Genomic DNA, 14669 nt, shown 5'->3' on the forward strand with positions numbered 1-14669 from the left:
TTTTTAATATAGCCAAATTACTATTAAATTCAATAAATATTTATATATTATCAAAATATATATGATAATGATTTTAAAAATAATGGCTTTAAAATCACTTATTTTTCAAATTTGATAAATTAATAATATATAGATTTTTGATATAATCATATGAAAATCAATATCAAAATCTAAAAATTTAAGTTAAGATTTATTATCGTTTATATATAATTTCAACTATATTAATTAGCACAAATTGAGTAAAATTATGGATCAAAATAATCAAATTTCGCTTAATAATCTACATATAAAACCTAGTGATTTAGAGCTTTTGAGTGATTATTTTAGCATTATTCATCACACACCTGGAAGAATTAGACTACGAGCTAGTTTAAAGCTTAAAAGTGTAGCACAACAAAGCAAGATAGAAGCCAAAGAGCTAATGGATAAACTAAATCAAATTCCCTTAATCAAAGAGATTAAATTCAATAAACTAATTGGCTCTTTAACTTTACATTATGATAAAAATATGCTTGAACCTACTCTATGGGAGGACGCCATTAATGGGCGTAACCTAGATAAGATAGCTATGATAATAAATGAAAATCTAAAGGACATAAAATGAGCGTAGATAATCTTTTAAAAGCATTAGATGATGAGTATAAGGCTTATAGCTTCTACTTTAGTGCTAGTGAGTTTGGAACTCCATTTACTAATCTTTTAGAAGCTGAGGCAAATCATATAAATGCTATATCTTTTCATCTAAATGAACTTAAAGCTCAAATACCGGCAAATCCATATAACTTTACAACGCCTAAAAGCTTTGAAGAAGCTGCTACTACTGCATTACAAAATGAACAAGCAAATGTAGAATTATATAACACTTTAGTAGCTAATGAGAGTGATCCACAGATAATAGATACATTTTATAGGCTTCAAGCAGCTAGTTATAATAATCATATTCCAGCCTTGCAAAATGCTCTAAATTTAAATTCAAATAGCAAATTTTTAGAACAATTAAACCAAGGCAAGGTATTAATAGATGAGACAGCTGTGATGGTAAATAGATTAAAAGATGGCTCACTAAGTCAAGATGAATTAGAGGGATTTTTAGGTAAATTAAATTACAGCTTGGTTGGAGGTGCGATTGTAGGCGCCTTTGGCGTAATTATCGCAAATGAACTACTAAATAAAAATAAGGAGTAAAATATGGCACTACCATTTATCGCTGGGATTGCACTAGGTGCTGGAATTGCATTTGCATTTAGCAAAAGAGATGAAATAGCAAAAACACTTGGAAATTTAAATTTAGACAAAAAATTACAAGATGGGCTAAAGGCTAGCAAATCTGTAATTATCGCTACAAAAGAAACAGCAAAAAAAAGCTCAAATAAAAAGCCAAGTCGCAAACCAAAAGCAAAAACAGCAGACAATATAGCTGCTAAATCAATTACATCGCCAGATGGAGATAAACTATGATAAATACAGGCTCACCTCGCTCAGTTAGCGGACATGCAGTAAGTGGGGCTATACTAGCACTTATGGTAAGTGGAGCATATCAATATGCCAAATTAAAAGATGGCCAAACAACTCAAGATGAAGCTATCAAATCTACACTAAAAGCAACATTTGAAGGTGCTGCAGTAGGTGCTTGTGCGATTGCTGCAGCAAATGTTATTGGCAATCCTAATAAAAGCACAACTAGCAAAATCGTAGAAACAGGAGCTTACATCGCAATTGGTACAGCATTTGTATATGGTATGCAAAATGCATTTAAACCAAAAGCGTGTAAAACTCTACAAAATCAACAAAAAAGGTTAAATAATGATCAACAATAATCCATATATAAAAAATATAAACCAAAATCAACCAAATCAAAACTTTCAAAATAATCAAAATGGGTTTTTAGATGGAGTTTTTGGCTCTAATGGTAGTGGAGACTTTTTAAAAGGTGCATTAATCGGCGCTGCGGCTACATATATTTTAACAAATGAGAGCGCTCAAAGAGCAATATTTAAAGGGTTTGCTAAAATTTCAACACTTTTTGAATGCGGTCTAGAAGAGTTAAAAGAGCGCTATGAAGATGCAAAAGCAGAAGCCAACGAGTAAGATATGCCTATAAAACTTCTGCACAAAACCAAATCTAGAGCTAGATTTAGCTATGAAGGTAGTGTAGATCCGCTCTTGCTTAGAGTTGCTATTGACTCTTTGTCAAATGTAAAAGATGTACGAATAAATGGGATAATTAAAAGTATAGTAATAAATTATGAAGGCTCATTAGATCAAATTCAAAATCAAATTTCAGATATTTTAAAATCTAATGAGATTAAAAGCCAAAGCAAGAGCAAAAAAGATAGCTACATTGCTCTAAGAAGCGAAATCCCAAGCTCATCTGAAGTAGTGCGTGCTGCTAGTGCTTTGGCTGTGGCTCCATTTCTTAGAAGCCCAGGACTTAGTCTTGGTTTTAGCCTTTTAGCCTCTTTTCCATTGCTAAAAAGCGGATTAAAAGAGACATTTAGCGAAGGTATCACATCTCGTAGCCTTGAAGCTGCAGCTGTTGCTATCTCGCTATATCTAAAAGATTATAAAGCGGCAAATTCAACTAATTTTATGCTAACTTTAGGTGAGTATATAGAAGAGCTTACAATGTATAAAAGCGATGATCTTATCAAAGAGTTAGCCAAACAAAAAGGCGGTCTAGCCTGGATTGAGATCATAGAAAATGGCAAACCAATACTTCGTCAAATTCCAAGCGATGATATAAAAATTGGCGATATCGTAGTAGTAGGTGCTGGAGATACCATATATATAGATGGTCATATAGTAGATGGAGAGGCTTTAATAAATCAAATTTCAATGACAGGAGAGGCTACTCCAGCTAGTAAAAGTAGAGGCGATAGAGTTCTAAGCGGTACAATAGTTCAAGAAGGTAAGATTAAAATCTGGGCTGAAGCTGTAGGCGATCACACTGCTACTAATCGCATAAAATCTTATATCCAATCCACACTAGATGAACGCTCAAATCAAGAGCTAACCGCTTCAAAAATGGCAGACTCTTTAGTGCCAATTACTCTTAGTCTAGCAGGACTAAGTTATGCTATGACTGGCGAGCTAGTGCGCGCAGCTAGCGTGCTTCAGGCTGACTACTCTTGTGCGTTAAAGCTTACTACACCAGTAGCATTTAAATCAGCTATATCAAGTGCTGCTAAAGAGGGAATTATCGTAAAAGGTGCTAAAAGTTTAGAGAGTCTTCAGCTAAGTGAAATATTTGTTTTTGATAAGACTGGAACGCTAACAAATGGTGATTTAGAAGTGTTAAAAGTACATTCATTTCATCAAGACTGGGATGCTAATCAAGTATTAAATTTAGCAGCAAGCATTGAAGAACACTACTTTCATCCAGTAGCACAAGCAGTAGTAAAAGCAGCCAAAGAGGATAACTTCGATCATTTTCATCATGATGAAGTTACATTTATAGTAGCTCATGGAGTAAAAAGTGAAGTAGGCAAAAAAAGCGTAATAATTGGCTCAAGACACTTCTTAGAAGATGATGAGTGTATAAGTTTTAAAGAGCATTCTCATAAGATAGATGAGATTTTAAAAAATGGAGATACTCCACTATTTATCGGATTTGATGGCAAGCTTTTAGGCGTTATATTGCTTAAAGATACTATTAGACCAAATACCAAAGAGGCACTAAAAAGACTTAAAAAAAGCGGTGTAAAAGAGTTTATAATGCTTACTGGAGATAGCAAAAGCAAAGCTCAAGCTATCGCTAAAGAGCTTGGCATTGAAAACTATTACGCAGAGCTATTGCCAACTGATAAGGCCAAAATTTTAGATGAGATTATGCTAAAAGCTGCCAAACATGGCCAAAAAGTTGCATTTGTAGGCGATGGGATAAATGACGCTCCAGCACTTGTAAGAGCAGATATAGGCATAGGCATGCATAAAGGTGCTGATATAGCCAAAGCTAGTGCCGATATAGTGCTACTAAGAGATGATATAGAAGCAGTTGCTGATGCTAGAGAGCTAGCTATCTCATGCCTTTCAAAAGTCAATAATAGCTTTAAGGTTACAGTAGGCGTAAATTCACTAATACTTATCTTAGCAAGTCTTGGTAAGCTTTCGCCAATACAAACTGCAATAGCGCATAATGGTACAACAATCGCTTTATTGCTTAATGCTCTTAGGCGAATTCGTATCAAAAAGGATAAATAATGCCTGTTTTAGTAGCCATAGGAGTGATTGGTAGTTTAATTTTAAGCGTACAAACCAATCTAAGAGCATATAAAAAGATCAAAAATAGGAAAAACAATGAACGCAGTAAAAGAGTCTAAAAAATCAAAAATTAGTCTAGAAACTAAAAGAGAAATAGCCAAAATAGGTATGAGCAGCAGCTTGCTTTTAACTGCTAGTACTGCGCTATTTATGAAAAATAAAACCGCTAAAGCTGTACATATTGTAAGCGGTGTAGCTTTAGTAGGATTTTGCCTATATCACGCATCTTTATATCCTAAAGGAAAATAAATCTAATTTATTATAAATAATACTTTTTATCTTTCTTTTTAGCTAGGGTTTAACACCTTAGCTATTTTATATTTTAAATAAATCAAATTTATTTGTGATAGCTAATTTATTCTAAATGACTTAAAATTACCACTAATTAATAATATGATGATTATAAAATATTAAATTTGTTAAGATTGATTTATAGATTTTATTAAAAAGAAATTTGATTATAAAAGCCCCTAGGAAACCCTAGGGGTAAATGCATTATATAAGTGCAGAAGCGATAAAGCCAAATGCAACAGAGAATGCAATAGCTAAAATACCAGGTATTAAGAATGCATGGTTAAATACATATTTACCAAGCCTTGTAGAACCTGTATCATCCATTTGTACAGCACCTAGAAGTGTAGGATAAGTAGGTAAAACAAATAGAGCCGATACAGCAGCAAAAGATGCAACTAGCATATATGCATCGCCTGGGTTTGTTGCACTAATACCTAGAGCTGCTACCACCACTGGAGTAATTGCTTTTGCAGTAGCTGCTTGAGAGTATAGAAGCATAGCAGCAAAGAAGAATATAACAGCAAGTAGTGAAGGAACAGCTTTAACCCAATCACCAGCTAGAGTTTTAATCTCGTTTGTATAGCCACCAACAAATGTATTACCAAGCCATGCAACACCAAGAACACAAACGCAAGCAACCATACCTGATTTAAATACGCTTGTATCAGCTACTTTGCCAACTTCGATTTTACAAAAGATTGTAATAAATGTAGCCACACCAAGCATAAAGCTCATAATCGCTGCATCTCTAGGAACAATTACATTTTCAATAAGAACAGGTTTGCCGCCAACTTTAGAGATAGCTGTAGCATATAATACAACTAGTAAAACGCCAATTAAGAATATACCTACAGAAAGTTTCGCACCTGGTTTAAGCTCTTTATTTTGTACACCAACTGAAGGTTTTACTAAACCTTGAGCTAGACGCTCTTGATATACTGGATCTTTGCTTAGATCAAGGTCAGCAAATAGTGTAATAATAAGAGCTGTAAGCATACAACCAGCAAATGTAGTTACTAACCATAAACCAATTAGAGTTGGATAACTCCAGCCAAGTGGCTCAAGAACACCTGTCATATATACAACAGCAGCACTAACTGGGCTAGCAGTAATAGCAATTTGGCTAGATACAACAGCAATTGATAGTGGAGCTGAAGGTTTAATATTTTGCTCTTTAGCAACTTCTACGATAACTGGAATCATAGAAAATGCTGTATGGCCTGTACCTGCTAAAATTGTCAAAAAGTATGTAACAGTTGGAGCTAGGAAGTTGATATATTTAGGATTTGAGCGTAGAATTTTCTCTGCTATTTGAACTAAATAATCAAGACCGCCAGCAAGTTGCATAGCTGAAATAGCTGCAATAACTGACATAATAATTAGGATAACATCCCAAGGGATAGATCCTGGCTTCATGCCTAGACAAAGACCTAGAATAACAACACCGATACCACCGGCGTAACCAATACCGATACCACCAAGACGAATACCTACAAAGATAGCGCCTAGTAGAACAATGATTTGTAAAATCAATACAAAATCCATAGATTCTCCTTTTATTTTACTTGCTAAGAGATTGACTCTTAGCAAATTTTGAAACGAAATTTAAATTATTTATTTTCACCCATATGCGGATTAAGCATATTAGCAGGTGTTAGAATTTTATCAATCTCTTCTTTTGTTAAATATCCACGCTCTAAGCATATATCTGCAACGCTTTTACCTGTTTGAAGAGCTTCTTTAGCAATGCTAGCTGATTTTTCATAACCAATATATGGGTTAAACGCTGTAACAATACCAATTGAATTATAAACAAAATCGCTACAAATTTTTTCATTAGCTGTAATGCCATCTATACATTTATCAGCTAGAGTTTTCATAGCTTTTTCAAGCATAATAATTGAATTAAATAAGCTATAAGCCACAACTGGCTCAAATACATTTAGTTGTAATTGACCGCCTTCGCAAGCAAAAGTAACTGTAACATCTGATCCAATAACTGAATAACAAACTTGATTTACAACTTCAGGAATAACTGGATTTACCTTACCTGGCATAATTGAGCTACCTGGTTGCATTTTTGGTAGATTAATCTCATTTAGACCACATTTTGGACCAGAGCTTAGAAGTCTTAAATCGTTACATACTTTAGATAGTTTTGTTGCTACCCTTTTTAAAACACCTGAGATTTGTACATATACACCAGTATCTTGTGTAGCTTCTATCAAGTCTTCAGCTACTTTATAGTCATGGCCTGTTACTTCTCTTAGTTTTTGTTCCACCACTTTTGGATAATCTGGGTGAGAGTTAATACCAGTACCAATAGCTGTACCACCTAGATTAACTTCTAATACAAGCTTTCTAACTTCTAGAATTCTTTCTATATCTTCACCTATCATTACAGCAAATGTTTTAAACTCACGACCAAGTGTCATAGGTACAGCATCTTGAAGTTGAGTTCTACCCATTTTTAATACATCTTTGAATTCTTCAGCTTTTCTCTCATATGATTTTTTTAGATAACCCATAGCTGTAGCTAGGTCAGTTAGATAATCATGTAAAGCTAGATGAAGTGCAGTTGGGTATGCATCATTTGTACTTTGGCTTAAGTTTACATGATCATTTGGATGAAGGAATTGATATTCACCTTTTTTATGACCTAAATGCTCAAGTGCAAGGTTAGCAATAACCTCATTAGCGTTCATATTTGTAGAAGTACCAGCACCACCTTGGATCATATCTACTACAAATTGATCATAATACCCACCAGCTAAAATTTTATCGCAAGCTGCTAAAATTGCGCTCTCTTTTTCTTTATCTAAAAGACCTAATTCGCAGTTTGCCATTGCGGCTGCTTTTTTTACTCTTGCTAAAGCACGAACAAACCTAGGAAAGTTTTTTAACCTATCATGAGATATATTGAAATTCTCAACAGCCCTAAAAGTTTGGACACCATAATACACATCATCGCTGATTTCTAATTCACCGATAAAATCGTGTTCTTTTCTTGTACCCATTTTATCTCCTTGATAAATAATTTCAGTGAAAATTCTAATCTCTTAATACTTAATCTATTTTGAAAATTTAAAAAAATAGCTTCAAATGCTGAATTTACGGGGGTTAAAATTTGGCGATTATGGATTTTTGGGCTTTTAAAAGAGTATAATTTTTTATAAAATGTTATAAATACATCTAATTTTTATATTATTTTAATTTAACCTCTATTGAAATTTATCCCCTAAAAAGGGGATTTAAAGCTTTTTTATCTATTATTTTTCTTAATTGCTTAACAGTATTGATATGGATTTAGTTTTTGGATTTGCATCTAGAGCGATCTTGATACTCATAGTAAGCGGTACAGCCAAAAACATTCCGCCAATACCAAAAACAAATCCCCAGAATAATAGACTCAAAATTACTACTAAAGTAGATATTCCAAGTTCTTTTCCAAGAAATTTAGGCTCAATAAAATTACCAATGGCAATATTTAATACTAAATATATAAGTGTTAGCCAAAGCGTACTACTAAGATCATTAACTGCTAAGCTAACTAAAATTGCAGGAATTGCTGCTATTATAGAGCCAATTGTTGGAATATAATTAAGAATAAAAGCAAGAACAGCCCATAGCGGAGCATAAGGCACATCAAATAAGATTAAAAATATCCACACTATCACGCCTGTGGCAATTGATGAAATTGTCTTGATAGCTAAGTAGCGTTTTAAATTTGATATAAATGTACTTGCAATATCTGAAGCTAAAGGGTTTTTTAATGCAAAGTATGCGACCTTATCTTTAAATATTTGAACCTCAAACAAAATAAATGCCAAAAGTAAAAATACTAAAAATGATTGAGTAACTATACTTCCAGTTTGTACAATCAAATTTGATGTAGTAGCAATTAACTTATCTATATTGATAAAACTTAATATATTATTGCTTATATCGATATTTGAATTATCTTTTATATATATTACAAGATTATCTATAAATATATCAATCTTAGCTTTATATATTGGCAAGTCTGCACTAAATCCTAAAAGCGCTGTAGCAATCACATTACCTAAAATCCAAAGCCCACTACCACAAATCCCAATCAAAATTATAAAAGCAAAAAAGCGATTAATATGCACTTTGCTCATTAACTCCAATACCGGATATACTATTATTGAAATAAATACAGCTAGCAAAAACGGCACAACAATAGAACTAGCAAGACTAAGCCCACCTATAATAATGATAAAACTTGCTATAGCTACTAGATTGTATCTCAAATTTATCCCTTTATATATTTAGGCTAAGATACCTGCATTTTGCAGTTTTTGACTTCGCTCAAGAGCATAGACTCTCTTTTGGCCTATTAAATCATATTTCCATATTGGTGCATTTGCCTTAAAATCCTCTACAAATTCATTTATAAGCTTTAGCGCAACCTTCCTTTGTGGGCTACAAACTCCAGCTATAAAGCTGCTTTCATGCACCGCTACATCTCCTTTGCTATGTGCCATTAAAATTATAGCATTTTGTGATTTTGCTCTTTCTTGCCACTTATTAAACCACGTTTTTAAAATCGGTTCATATAGATCAAAACTAAGCCCACTTATGCCGCCTTCATCTCTTACCACGCCTACAAAACTCATAATAGCTCCATAATTTTTGAGCTTATTATCGCTATACCATCGGCTAGTTATTTCATTTGCGTCTAGATTGCCATCATAAATTTCCATCTTAACCTCCACAAACTGGTGGTAAAATACAGATTCTATCTCCGCTTTTAAGCTCTGTATTTATATCATTAATTATCTCATCATTTAAAGCAACAGCACAAAGCTTAAGCCATTTTGATATCTCATCGTTTTGAGATAATATATCTTTTAATTGGCCTAAATTTTTTACATCTAACTCCATAGGCTTAACTCCAATAGGGCCTAAAAACTCCACTTTTACCATATTTTTCCTTTAAATTTTAATTACCTTAGTTTTATAATTTATATAATTTACAAAGGCTCCATTTTGGATTTTTACATTTTGTCTTTTAGTATAATCAACCTCATATGTTCCACTTGATTTAGAGCTAAATTGAACGCAAAGCTTGGCCGCAAATAGCGTAATTTCCTCGCTTAAATTTAGCTTATTAGATTTAACAATAACATGTGTGCTAGCTCTATCTTTTAAATGAAACCAAAAATCATCTTTTTTAGCATTTTTTAGCAAAAACTCATTTCCTTTTTGACTCTTACCAAGACTAATTTTATACCCATTTATATAGAAATTTTCTACTAAATCACTAAATTTAGCCTCGCTTTTTTGTATTTGCTTTTTAGGAGATAAAATCTCAATTTCATTAGCATCCTTGCTAGCATTTATAGCATTTTTTAATGAATTTAAAAATTCTAATTTAGTGATTAAATTCTCTTTTTGTATCTCTATATTTGCAGCCTTTTGGCGTAGCTTTTTACTAGTTTTAAACATCTCATTTGCAGCAATTTTTGGTGAAGAATCAATAGCAATTTGAATAATATTACCATTATAATCCATAAGCTTTAAATCTCTATCATAATCATTTAAATTATGCAAATTTGCAATTATTAAATTTGCTTTTTGGTTTAGCTCATTTGCTCTATTATTAAGCTCATAGCTTGTTTGGAGTGTATTTAAATTTGAGTTTAAAATCTCAATTTTTTTATTTATATTTGCTATTTTGTTTGCTTTAATTTGCTCTAGATTTTTTAAAGAAATTTTAGCAAATTCATCTTGAAAATACTCATCAAAATTCTCTATAATTTGGCTTGGTTTTTCTTTTATCTCTATCCCTTCAAGCAAAGTTAAAACCTTACCAACTTTTATACTTCTTGTAGAATTATCAAAATGATGTAAAGCCTCTAAGATTACCCCATTTTCATCGCAGATAATCGCGTTAGTAAATCGTCCAGTAAATTCAAGATATAAAGTGCTAATAAGCTCCTTATATGAACCAGTAAAGGATACATTTATAGCTAAAATTCTATTATTTTTAAGCGTTTTAATATTTAAAATTTTAGCTGAGTTTAGACGCTTTTTAAGTAAAATATCAAATGGTGCTTTGTACTCTTTAATCTGAATTTGATTACTTTTATAAATAGCTGAATTTGATTTATTTAAATCAAAAATAAGCTCATAATCACCATCAAATTTAATAGCAATCATTAAATCGCCAACTCTTTTAATAGATGAAATTTTGCGAAATTTAGACAAGAACTCTGATATTTGGGTTAAAATTTTGTATTTCATAAGCACGATTATACCAAAATTTTGCTACAATGTAGTCCAAATTTGGTTAAAAAGGAAGTGTATGAAGCAGACAATAACTGAGAAAATTTTTAGCGAACATGTAGGCAAAAAAGTAAGCGCTGGTCAAATCGTAGAGAGTAGCATTGATATGGTAATTGGCAATGATATTACAACGCCAATTTCTATCAAAGCTTTTAAAGAAAGTGGAGCTAAAAAACTAGCCAATCCAAATGGTTTTGCCATTGTGATGGATCACTATATCCCAGCAAAAGATATAATGAGTGCCAATCAAGCTAAAATAAGCAGAGATTTTGCTTATGAGCATGATTTACCAAATTTCTTTGATGAAAAAGATATGGGTATTGAACATGCACTAATGCCTGAAAAAGGTCTAGTAGTTCCAGGCGATGTTATCATTGGAGCTGACTCTCACACCTGTACTCATGGTGCTATTGGTGCATTTAGTACTGGTATGGGAAGTACTGATTTAGCATATGCAATGATAACAGGTAAAAACTGGTTTAAAGTACCACCAACGATAAAAGTTGAATTTGTAGGCAAACCAGGCGATCACATCTATGGTAAAGATCTAATCTTAGAAGTTATTAGAATGATTGGCGTTGATGGTGCTCTTTATAAGGCGCTTGAATTTACTGGTGATGCTATGGCGTATCTAGATATGGATAGTAGATTTAGTCTTTGTAATATGGCTATTGAAGCAGGCGGTAAAAGCGGCATAATCGCAGTCGATGATATCACTAAAGAGTTTTTAAGTAAAGTAAATTTAAGAAGCGAGCCAAAACTTCATTATAGCGATGAAGGTGCAAACTATGATCAAATAATTACAATCGATGTTAGCAAACTTGAACCAGTAATTGCATATCCATATCTTCCAAGCAATGGTAAAAGCGTAAGTCAAGCTGTAAAAGATGATATTAAGATCGATCAAGCATTTATTGGAAGTTGTACTAATGGTAGATTAAGCGATTTAAGAATTGCTGCTCAAATTTTAAAAGGCAAAAGAGTAGCTAAACATACAAGACTTATCATCACTCCAGCTACTCAAAAAATCGCCTTACAAGCACAAAAAGAGGGCTTAATGGATATATTTGTAGAAGCTGGCGCAGTAGTAAGCAATCCAACATGCGGTGCGTGTCTTGGTGGATATATGGGAATTTTAGGCGCTGGGGAGAGATGTATCAGCACAACAAATCGTAATTTTGTAGGCAGAATGGGTGACCGTACAAGTGAAGTTTATCTAGCAAATTCAGCTGTCGCTGCAGCAAGTGCAATTGCTGGTAAAATCGTAGATCCAAGAAATTTATAATGCAAAATGCGTTGATACTAGCTGGTGGCAAAAGCTCTAGAATGGGGTCTGATAAGACCTTATTAGAGTTTTGCTCCTATCCTAGTATTACGCATTTTTTATTTGAGCGTTTAAGCAAACATTTTGATAATGTAAAGGTTGCAAGCAAACAAGATAAATTTAATCCCAAACTACCACTTTTAATAGATGAATTTAGCGAATTTGCACCAATTTATGTAGTTGCAAATTTAGATAAATATTATAAAGACCCAGTATTTATAATAGCAGCAGATACTCCATTTGTAGAGATTGATACTATTAAAGAACTATCAAAACAAAAGTCTCAAATAGCCATAGCAAGCGATGATGAGTTTATGCATTATCTATGTGGATTTTACTCTCCAAATGTGGCTAAGTTAGCAAGACAAATGATAAAAAATGGCGATTTACGCCTAAGTAATTTGGCTAAAATTTGCAAATTTAAGAGTGTGAAATTTCAAAACACTCAGCAATTTTTTAACATAAACACAAAAGCCGATTACGAAAAAGCTAATATTTAACCTATTGTCAATCCAGCTCTTAAATTAAAGCACTTAATGAGTATAAAAATACTAATTGATATAACATAAATATAGTTAAAGAATTACCACTTCACATCTTAACTCTATATCAAAAAGCTCCTTAACTCGCTCTTTAGCTAAATTTATCAATCTCATTGCATCGCTAAAGCTTCCATTGCCATAATTTATCAAAAAATTAGCATGTAACTCGCTAAAGCCGCATCCTCCTATTCTATACCCTTTTAATCCAGCTTGTTCTATAAGCCTACCAGCATGATCATTTTTAGGATTAGCAAAACATGAGCCAAAGCTTGCTCTCTTTGGTTGATTGGATCGCTTTTGATTTAGATGGTTACTTAGATCATCATCATACTCTTTTGTAATCTCAAAACTAGCCTCATATATCACCCCATCAATACTAGAGCATCTATAACCAAATTTGCACTCATTAGACTTTTTAATCCCTTTAGATGTTACTACTTCTAAGAGTTGATTTGATATCTCATACTCCTTTACTCCAGCGTTCATTGTTATCATTCCGCCTAATGTACCTGGAATTTTTTTTACAAACTCAAATCCACCAAGATTATGCTCCTTAGCAAATTTATATATTTTTGAGCTTGGAGTTTTAGCCCCAATTTTTAGCACTCCATTTTCTAGCTTAATATAATTAAATTTATTACTTAAAATACCCATTTTAGGTGGATTAGGAGAGATTAAGATATTGTTAGCACCACCTATTATCACTCCATCAAACTCCATCATATATTCAATCTCTTCTACTTCAAAAATCCCGCCAATTCTTACAGAGCTATACTTGCTAAAATCAATTTTCATTGGATAAATGTCGGTATCATATTTAAAATTCGTTCAGTAAAATCAATCATTTGCCCCATCATCCACGGCATTAAAAAGATTATTACAATTACGACTAAAATTATCTTTGGCACAAAGCTTAGAGTCATCTCATTAATCTGAGTTGTAGCTTGAAATATACTAATTATCAAACCAGCCACCAAACCAGCCATAAGCATTGGTAAGCTAATCATCAAAGCCAACTTAAAAGTCTCAACTCCAAGACCTATTAAATCGCCCTGCATTAGCTATTCCTGCTTTGTAGATATTCAGTTGGAATAAGATTTGGCTGAGCTTTTATCAAATTTGGATATATACCATTTTCATATCCAATTTCAAAAAGTCTATCAACTGCTCTAAGTTGAATCTGGTTCATATTGATTGAATCTGCATTGGCATATAATCCTAAATAGCGTTGCAAGCTTGCATTATCTACACGAACCATATTTCGCTCTATTAGCATTTTACTTAATATATTTTTATTATCATTGGCTACTTGCACAGCTTTCATTAGCACCCTTTCGCACTCTATAGCATCGCTTAATGGCAAGCTTCGTCTAAGTGCCATTCCACCAAGAGGCAAAGGCAAACTATCATCTTCTCTAAGCTCACACCATATATCCCAAATTTCACGCTCTACGCATAACTCATCACTAAAGCTTAATATACTCTCATGTATTAATACACCAGCATCTACTTCGCCACTTAATACAGCATTTTCAATCTCTAAAAAATTCTTATAAACTATCCTAGCCTTAGGATATGCGATACGAAACAACATCGCATTTGTAGTGTATTGACCACTTAATGCAACTTTAAAATTTGGCTTTAGGATTGTATTTTTTTTCTTAATTAATTTTGGCCCATATCCATTGCCAAAGCTTACAGCAGTACGCAAAAGAGCATAATCATCAAAAATAAATGGATATAGAGCAAAACTAATAGCAGTCGCATCAAATTTGCCCCTTAAAGCTCCTTGATTGAGCGTTTCTATATCATCAGCCCTAGAATTAAACTCCAAAATATCACTACCGACCCAACCTAAATTTATCGCACTATACATAAATATATCATCAGCATCTGGTGAGTGAGCTACGCTTATATTTTTCAAATTTATCCTTTTT

At 32.9% G+C, this 14669-nt stretch carries 18 protein-coding genes; 9 read left to right on the plus strand and 9 right to left on the minus strand.

All coding sequences use genetic code 11. From position 1 onward, the window contains the following. Nucleotides 1-247: 247 nt before the first annotated feature. The 7 genes from CVIC12175_RS07830 (at nucleotide 248) to CVIC12175_RS07860 (ending at nucleotide 4509) form a co-directional block, all read left to right on the plus strand. On the plus strand, nucleotides 248-604 hold the full coding sequence (locus CVIC12175_RS07830; RefSeq protein ID WP_086256049.1) for an HMA2 domain-containing protein: 357 nt from the start codon (nucleotides 248-250) through the stop codon (nucleotides 602-604). Further along, nucleotides 601-1185 (plus strand): ferritin family protein, encoded by a 585-nt coding sequence (locus tag CVIC12175_RS07835; protein WP_086256048.1) that lies wholly within the window; start codon nucleotides 601-603, stop codon nucleotides 1183-1185. Before CVIC12175_RS07830 ends, CVIC12175_RS07835 begins: the two co-directional genes overlap by 4 nt. 3 nt (nucleotides 1186-1188) lie before the next feature. Continuing rightward, the gene (locus tag CVIC12175_RS07840) at nucleotides 1189-1458 is read left to right on the plus strand and encodes a hypothetical protein (protein WP_086256047.1); all 270 of its coding nucleotides are present in this window, start codon (nucleotides 1189-1191) and stop codon (nucleotides 1456-1458) included. Continuing rightward, a complete protein-coding gene (locus tag CVIC12175_RS07845) occupies nucleotides 1455-1817 on the plus strand; it encodes a magnetosome protein MamC family protein (RefSeq protein ID WP_086247508.1) in 363 nt (120 codons plus the stop codon). Before CVIC12175_RS07840 ends, CVIC12175_RS07845 begins: the two co-directional genes overlap by 4 nt. Continuing rightward, nucleotides 1804-2088 (plus strand): hypothetical protein, encoded by a 285-nt coding sequence (locus CVIC12175_RS08675; RefSeq protein ID WP_086256046.1) that lies wholly within the window; start codon nucleotides 1804-1806, stop codon nucleotides 2086-2088. The genes CVIC12175_RS07845 and CVIC12175_RS08675 overlap by 14 nt, the downstream gene beginning before the upstream one ends. A gap of 3 nt (nucleotides 2089-2091) precedes the next feature. Then, on the plus strand, nucleotides 2092-4200 hold the full coding sequence (locus CVIC12175_RS07855; protein ID WP_086256045.1) for a heavy metal translocating P-type ATPase: 2109 nt from the start codon (nucleotides 2092-2094) through the stop codon (nucleotides 4198-4200). 96 nt (nucleotides 4201-4296) lie between these two features. Next, nucleotides 4297-4509, plus strand: a complete 213-nt coding sequence (locus tag CVIC12175_RS07860; RefSeq protein ID WP_086249109.1) for a hypothetical protein — start codon at nucleotides 4297-4299, stop codon at nucleotides 4507-4509. Nucleotides 4510-4755: 246 nt separating this feature from the next. Here the strand turns inward: CVIC12175_RS07860 and CVIC12175_RS07865 are convergent, their stop codons facing one another. From CVIC12175_RS07865 to CVIC12175_RS07890, 6 genes are all read right to left on the minus strand, one after another. After that, the gene (locus CVIC12175_RS07865; RefSeq protein WP_086256853.1) at nucleotides 4756-6099 is read right to left on the minus strand and encodes an anaerobic C4-dicarboxylate transporter; all 1344 of its coding nucleotides are present in this window, start codon (nucleotides 6097-6099) and stop codon (nucleotides 4756-4758) included. A gap of 65 nt (nucleotides 6100-6164) precedes the next feature. Then, nucleotides 6165-7571: an aspartate ammonia-lyase gene (aspA, locus tag CVIC12175_RS07870; RefSeq protein ID WP_086249111.1), complete on the minus strand. Its 1407-nt coding sequence runs from the start codon at nucleotides 7569-7571 to the stop codon at nucleotides 6165-6167. A gap of 261 nt (nucleotides 7572-7832) precedes the next feature. Beyond that, entirely contained in the window at nucleotides 7833-8828 is a 996-nt protein-coding gene (locus CVIC12175_RS07875; RefSeq protein ID WP_236861072.1) for an AI-2E family transporter, read from the minus strand. Nucleotides 8829-8846: 18 nt separating this feature from the next. Next, complete coding sequence (locus CVIC12175_RS07880) at nucleotides 8847-9281, minus strand: molybdopterin synthase catalytic subunit (protein WP_086302944.1); 435 nt, start codon at nucleotides 9279-9281, stop codon at nucleotides 8847-8849. Nucleotide 9282: 1 nt separating this feature from the next. After that, the gene (locus tag CVIC12175_RS07885; RefSeq protein WP_086249114.1) at nucleotides 9283-9504 is read right to left on the minus strand and encodes a MoaD/ThiS family protein; all 222 of its coding nucleotides are present in this window, start codon (nucleotides 9502-9504) and stop codon (nucleotides 9283-9285) included. A gap of 9 nt (nucleotides 9505-9513) precedes the next feature. Beyond that, on the minus strand, nucleotides 9514-10824 hold the full coding sequence (locus tag CVIC12175_RS07890) for an NFACT RNA binding domain-containing protein (RefSeq protein WP_086256880.1): 1311 nt from the start codon (nucleotides 10822-10824) through the stop codon (nucleotides 9514-9516). Nucleotides 10825-10885: 61 nt separating this feature from the next. Between CVIC12175_RS07890 and leuC the strand changes: the two genes are divergently transcribed. Both leuC and CVIC12175_RS07900 read left to right on the plus strand, forming a co-directional pair. Next, complete coding sequence (gene leuC / locus CVIC12175_RS07895) at nucleotides 10886-12151, plus strand: 3-isopropylmalate dehydratase large subunit (RefSeq protein ID WP_086256855.1); 1266 nt, start codon at nucleotides 10886-10888, stop codon at nucleotides 12149-12151. After that, a complete protein-coding gene (locus CVIC12175_RS07900) occupies nucleotides 12151-12690 on the plus strand; it encodes a molybdenum cofactor guanylyltransferase (protein WP_086256856.1) in 540 nt (179 codons plus the stop codon). The genes leuC and CVIC12175_RS07900 overlap by 1 nt, the downstream gene beginning before the upstream one ends. Before the next feature lie 75 nt (nucleotides 12691-12765). Here the strand turns inward: CVIC12175_RS07900 and CVIC12175_RS07905 are convergent, their stop codons facing one another. Genes CVIC12175_RS07905 through CVIC12175_RS07915 form a run of 3 tightly spaced genes read right to left on the minus strand, consistent with a single transcriptional unit; the run spans nucleotide 12766 to nucleotide 14656 of the window. Then, nucleotides 12766-13527, minus strand: a complete 762-nt coding sequence (locus tag CVIC12175_RS07905) for a UDP-N-acetylmuramate dehydrogenase (RefSeq protein ID WP_086256857.1) — start codon at nucleotides 13525-13527, stop codon at nucleotides 12766-12768. Continuing rightward, entirely contained in the window at nucleotides 13524-13790 is a 267-nt protein-coding gene (fliQ, locus tag CVIC12175_RS07910) for a flagellar biosynthesis protein FliQ (protein WP_086247497.1), read from the minus strand. The genes CVIC12175_RS07905 and fliQ overlap by 4 nt, the downstream gene beginning before the upstream one ends. Next, complete coding sequence (locus CVIC12175_RS07915; protein WP_086256858.1) at nucleotides 13790-14656, minus strand: menaquinone biosynthesis family protein; 867 nt, start codon at nucleotides 14654-14656, stop codon at nucleotides 13790-13792. The genes fliQ and CVIC12175_RS07915 overlap by 1 nt, the downstream gene beginning before the upstream one ends. Between the last annotated feature and the right edge of the window lie 13 nt (nucleotides 14657-14669).

Origin of the sequence: Campylobacter vicugnae, from assembly GCF_002139875.1 — a bacterium.
Lineage (GTDB): Bacteria > Campylobacterota > Campylobacteria > Campylobacterales > Campylobacteraceae > Campylobacter > Campylobacter vicugnae.

Coding starts and splice junctions, on each gene's coding strand:
- CVIC12175_RS07830 (WP_086256049.1), top strand. CDS start 248: ATGGATCAAAATAATCAAATTTCGCTTAATAATCTACATATAAAACCT.
- CVIC12175_RS07835 (WP_086256048.1), top strand. CDS start 601: ATGAGCGTAGATAATCTTTTAAAAGCATTAGATGATGAGTATAAGGCT.
- CVIC12175_RS07840 (WP_086256047.1), top strand. CDS start 1,189: ATGGCACTACCATTTATCGCTGGGATTGCACTAGGTGCTGGAATTGCA.
- CVIC12175_RS07845 (WP_086247508.1), top strand. CDS start 1,455: ATGATAAATACAGGCTCACCTCGCTCAGTTAGCGGACATGCAGTAAGT.
- CVIC12175_RS08675 (WP_086256046.1), top strand. CDS start 1,804: ATGATCAACAATAATCCATATATAAAAAATATAAACCAAAATCAACCA.
- CVIC12175_RS07855 (WP_086256045.1), top strand. CDS start 2,092: ATGCCTATAAAACTTCTGCACAAAACCAAATCTAGAGCTAGATTTAGC.
- CVIC12175_RS07860 (WP_086249109.1), top strand. CDS start 4,297: ATGAACGCAGTAAAAGAGTCTAAAAAATCAAAAATTAGTCTAGAAACT.
- CVIC12175_RS07865 (WP_086256853.1), bottom strand. CDS start 6,099: ATGGATTTTGTATTGATTTTACAAATCATTGTTCTACTAGGCGCTATC.
- aspA (WP_086249111.1), bottom strand. CDS start 7,571: ATGGGTACAAGAAAAGAACACGATTTTATCGGTGAATTAGAAATCAGC.
- CVIC12175_RS07880 (WP_086302944.1), bottom strand. CDS start 9,281: ATGGAAATTTATGATGGCAATCTAGACGCAAATGAAATAACTAGCCGA.
- CVIC12175_RS07885 (WP_086249114.1), bottom strand. CDS start 9,504: ATGGTAAAAGTGGAGTTTTTAGGCCCTATTGGAGTTAAGCCTATGGAG.
- CVIC12175_RS07890 (WP_086256880.1), bottom strand. CDS start 10,824: ATGAAATACAAAATTTTAACCCAAATATCAGAGTTCTTGTCTAAATTT.
- leuC (WP_086256855.1), top strand. CDS start 10,886: ATGAAGCAGACAATAACTGAGAAAATTTTTAGCGAACATGTAGGCAAA.
- CVIC12175_RS07900 (WP_086256856.1), top strand. CDS start 12,151: ATGCAAAATGCGTTGATACTAGCTGGTGGCAAAAGCTCTAGAATGGGG.
- CVIC12175_RS07905 (WP_086256857.1), bottom strand. CDS start 13,527: ATGAAAATTGATTTTAGCAAGTATAGCTCTGTAAGAATTGGCGGGATT.
- fliQ (WP_086247497.1), bottom strand. CDS start 13,790: ATGCAGGGCGATTTAATAGGTCTTGGAGTTGAGACTTTTAAGTTGGCT.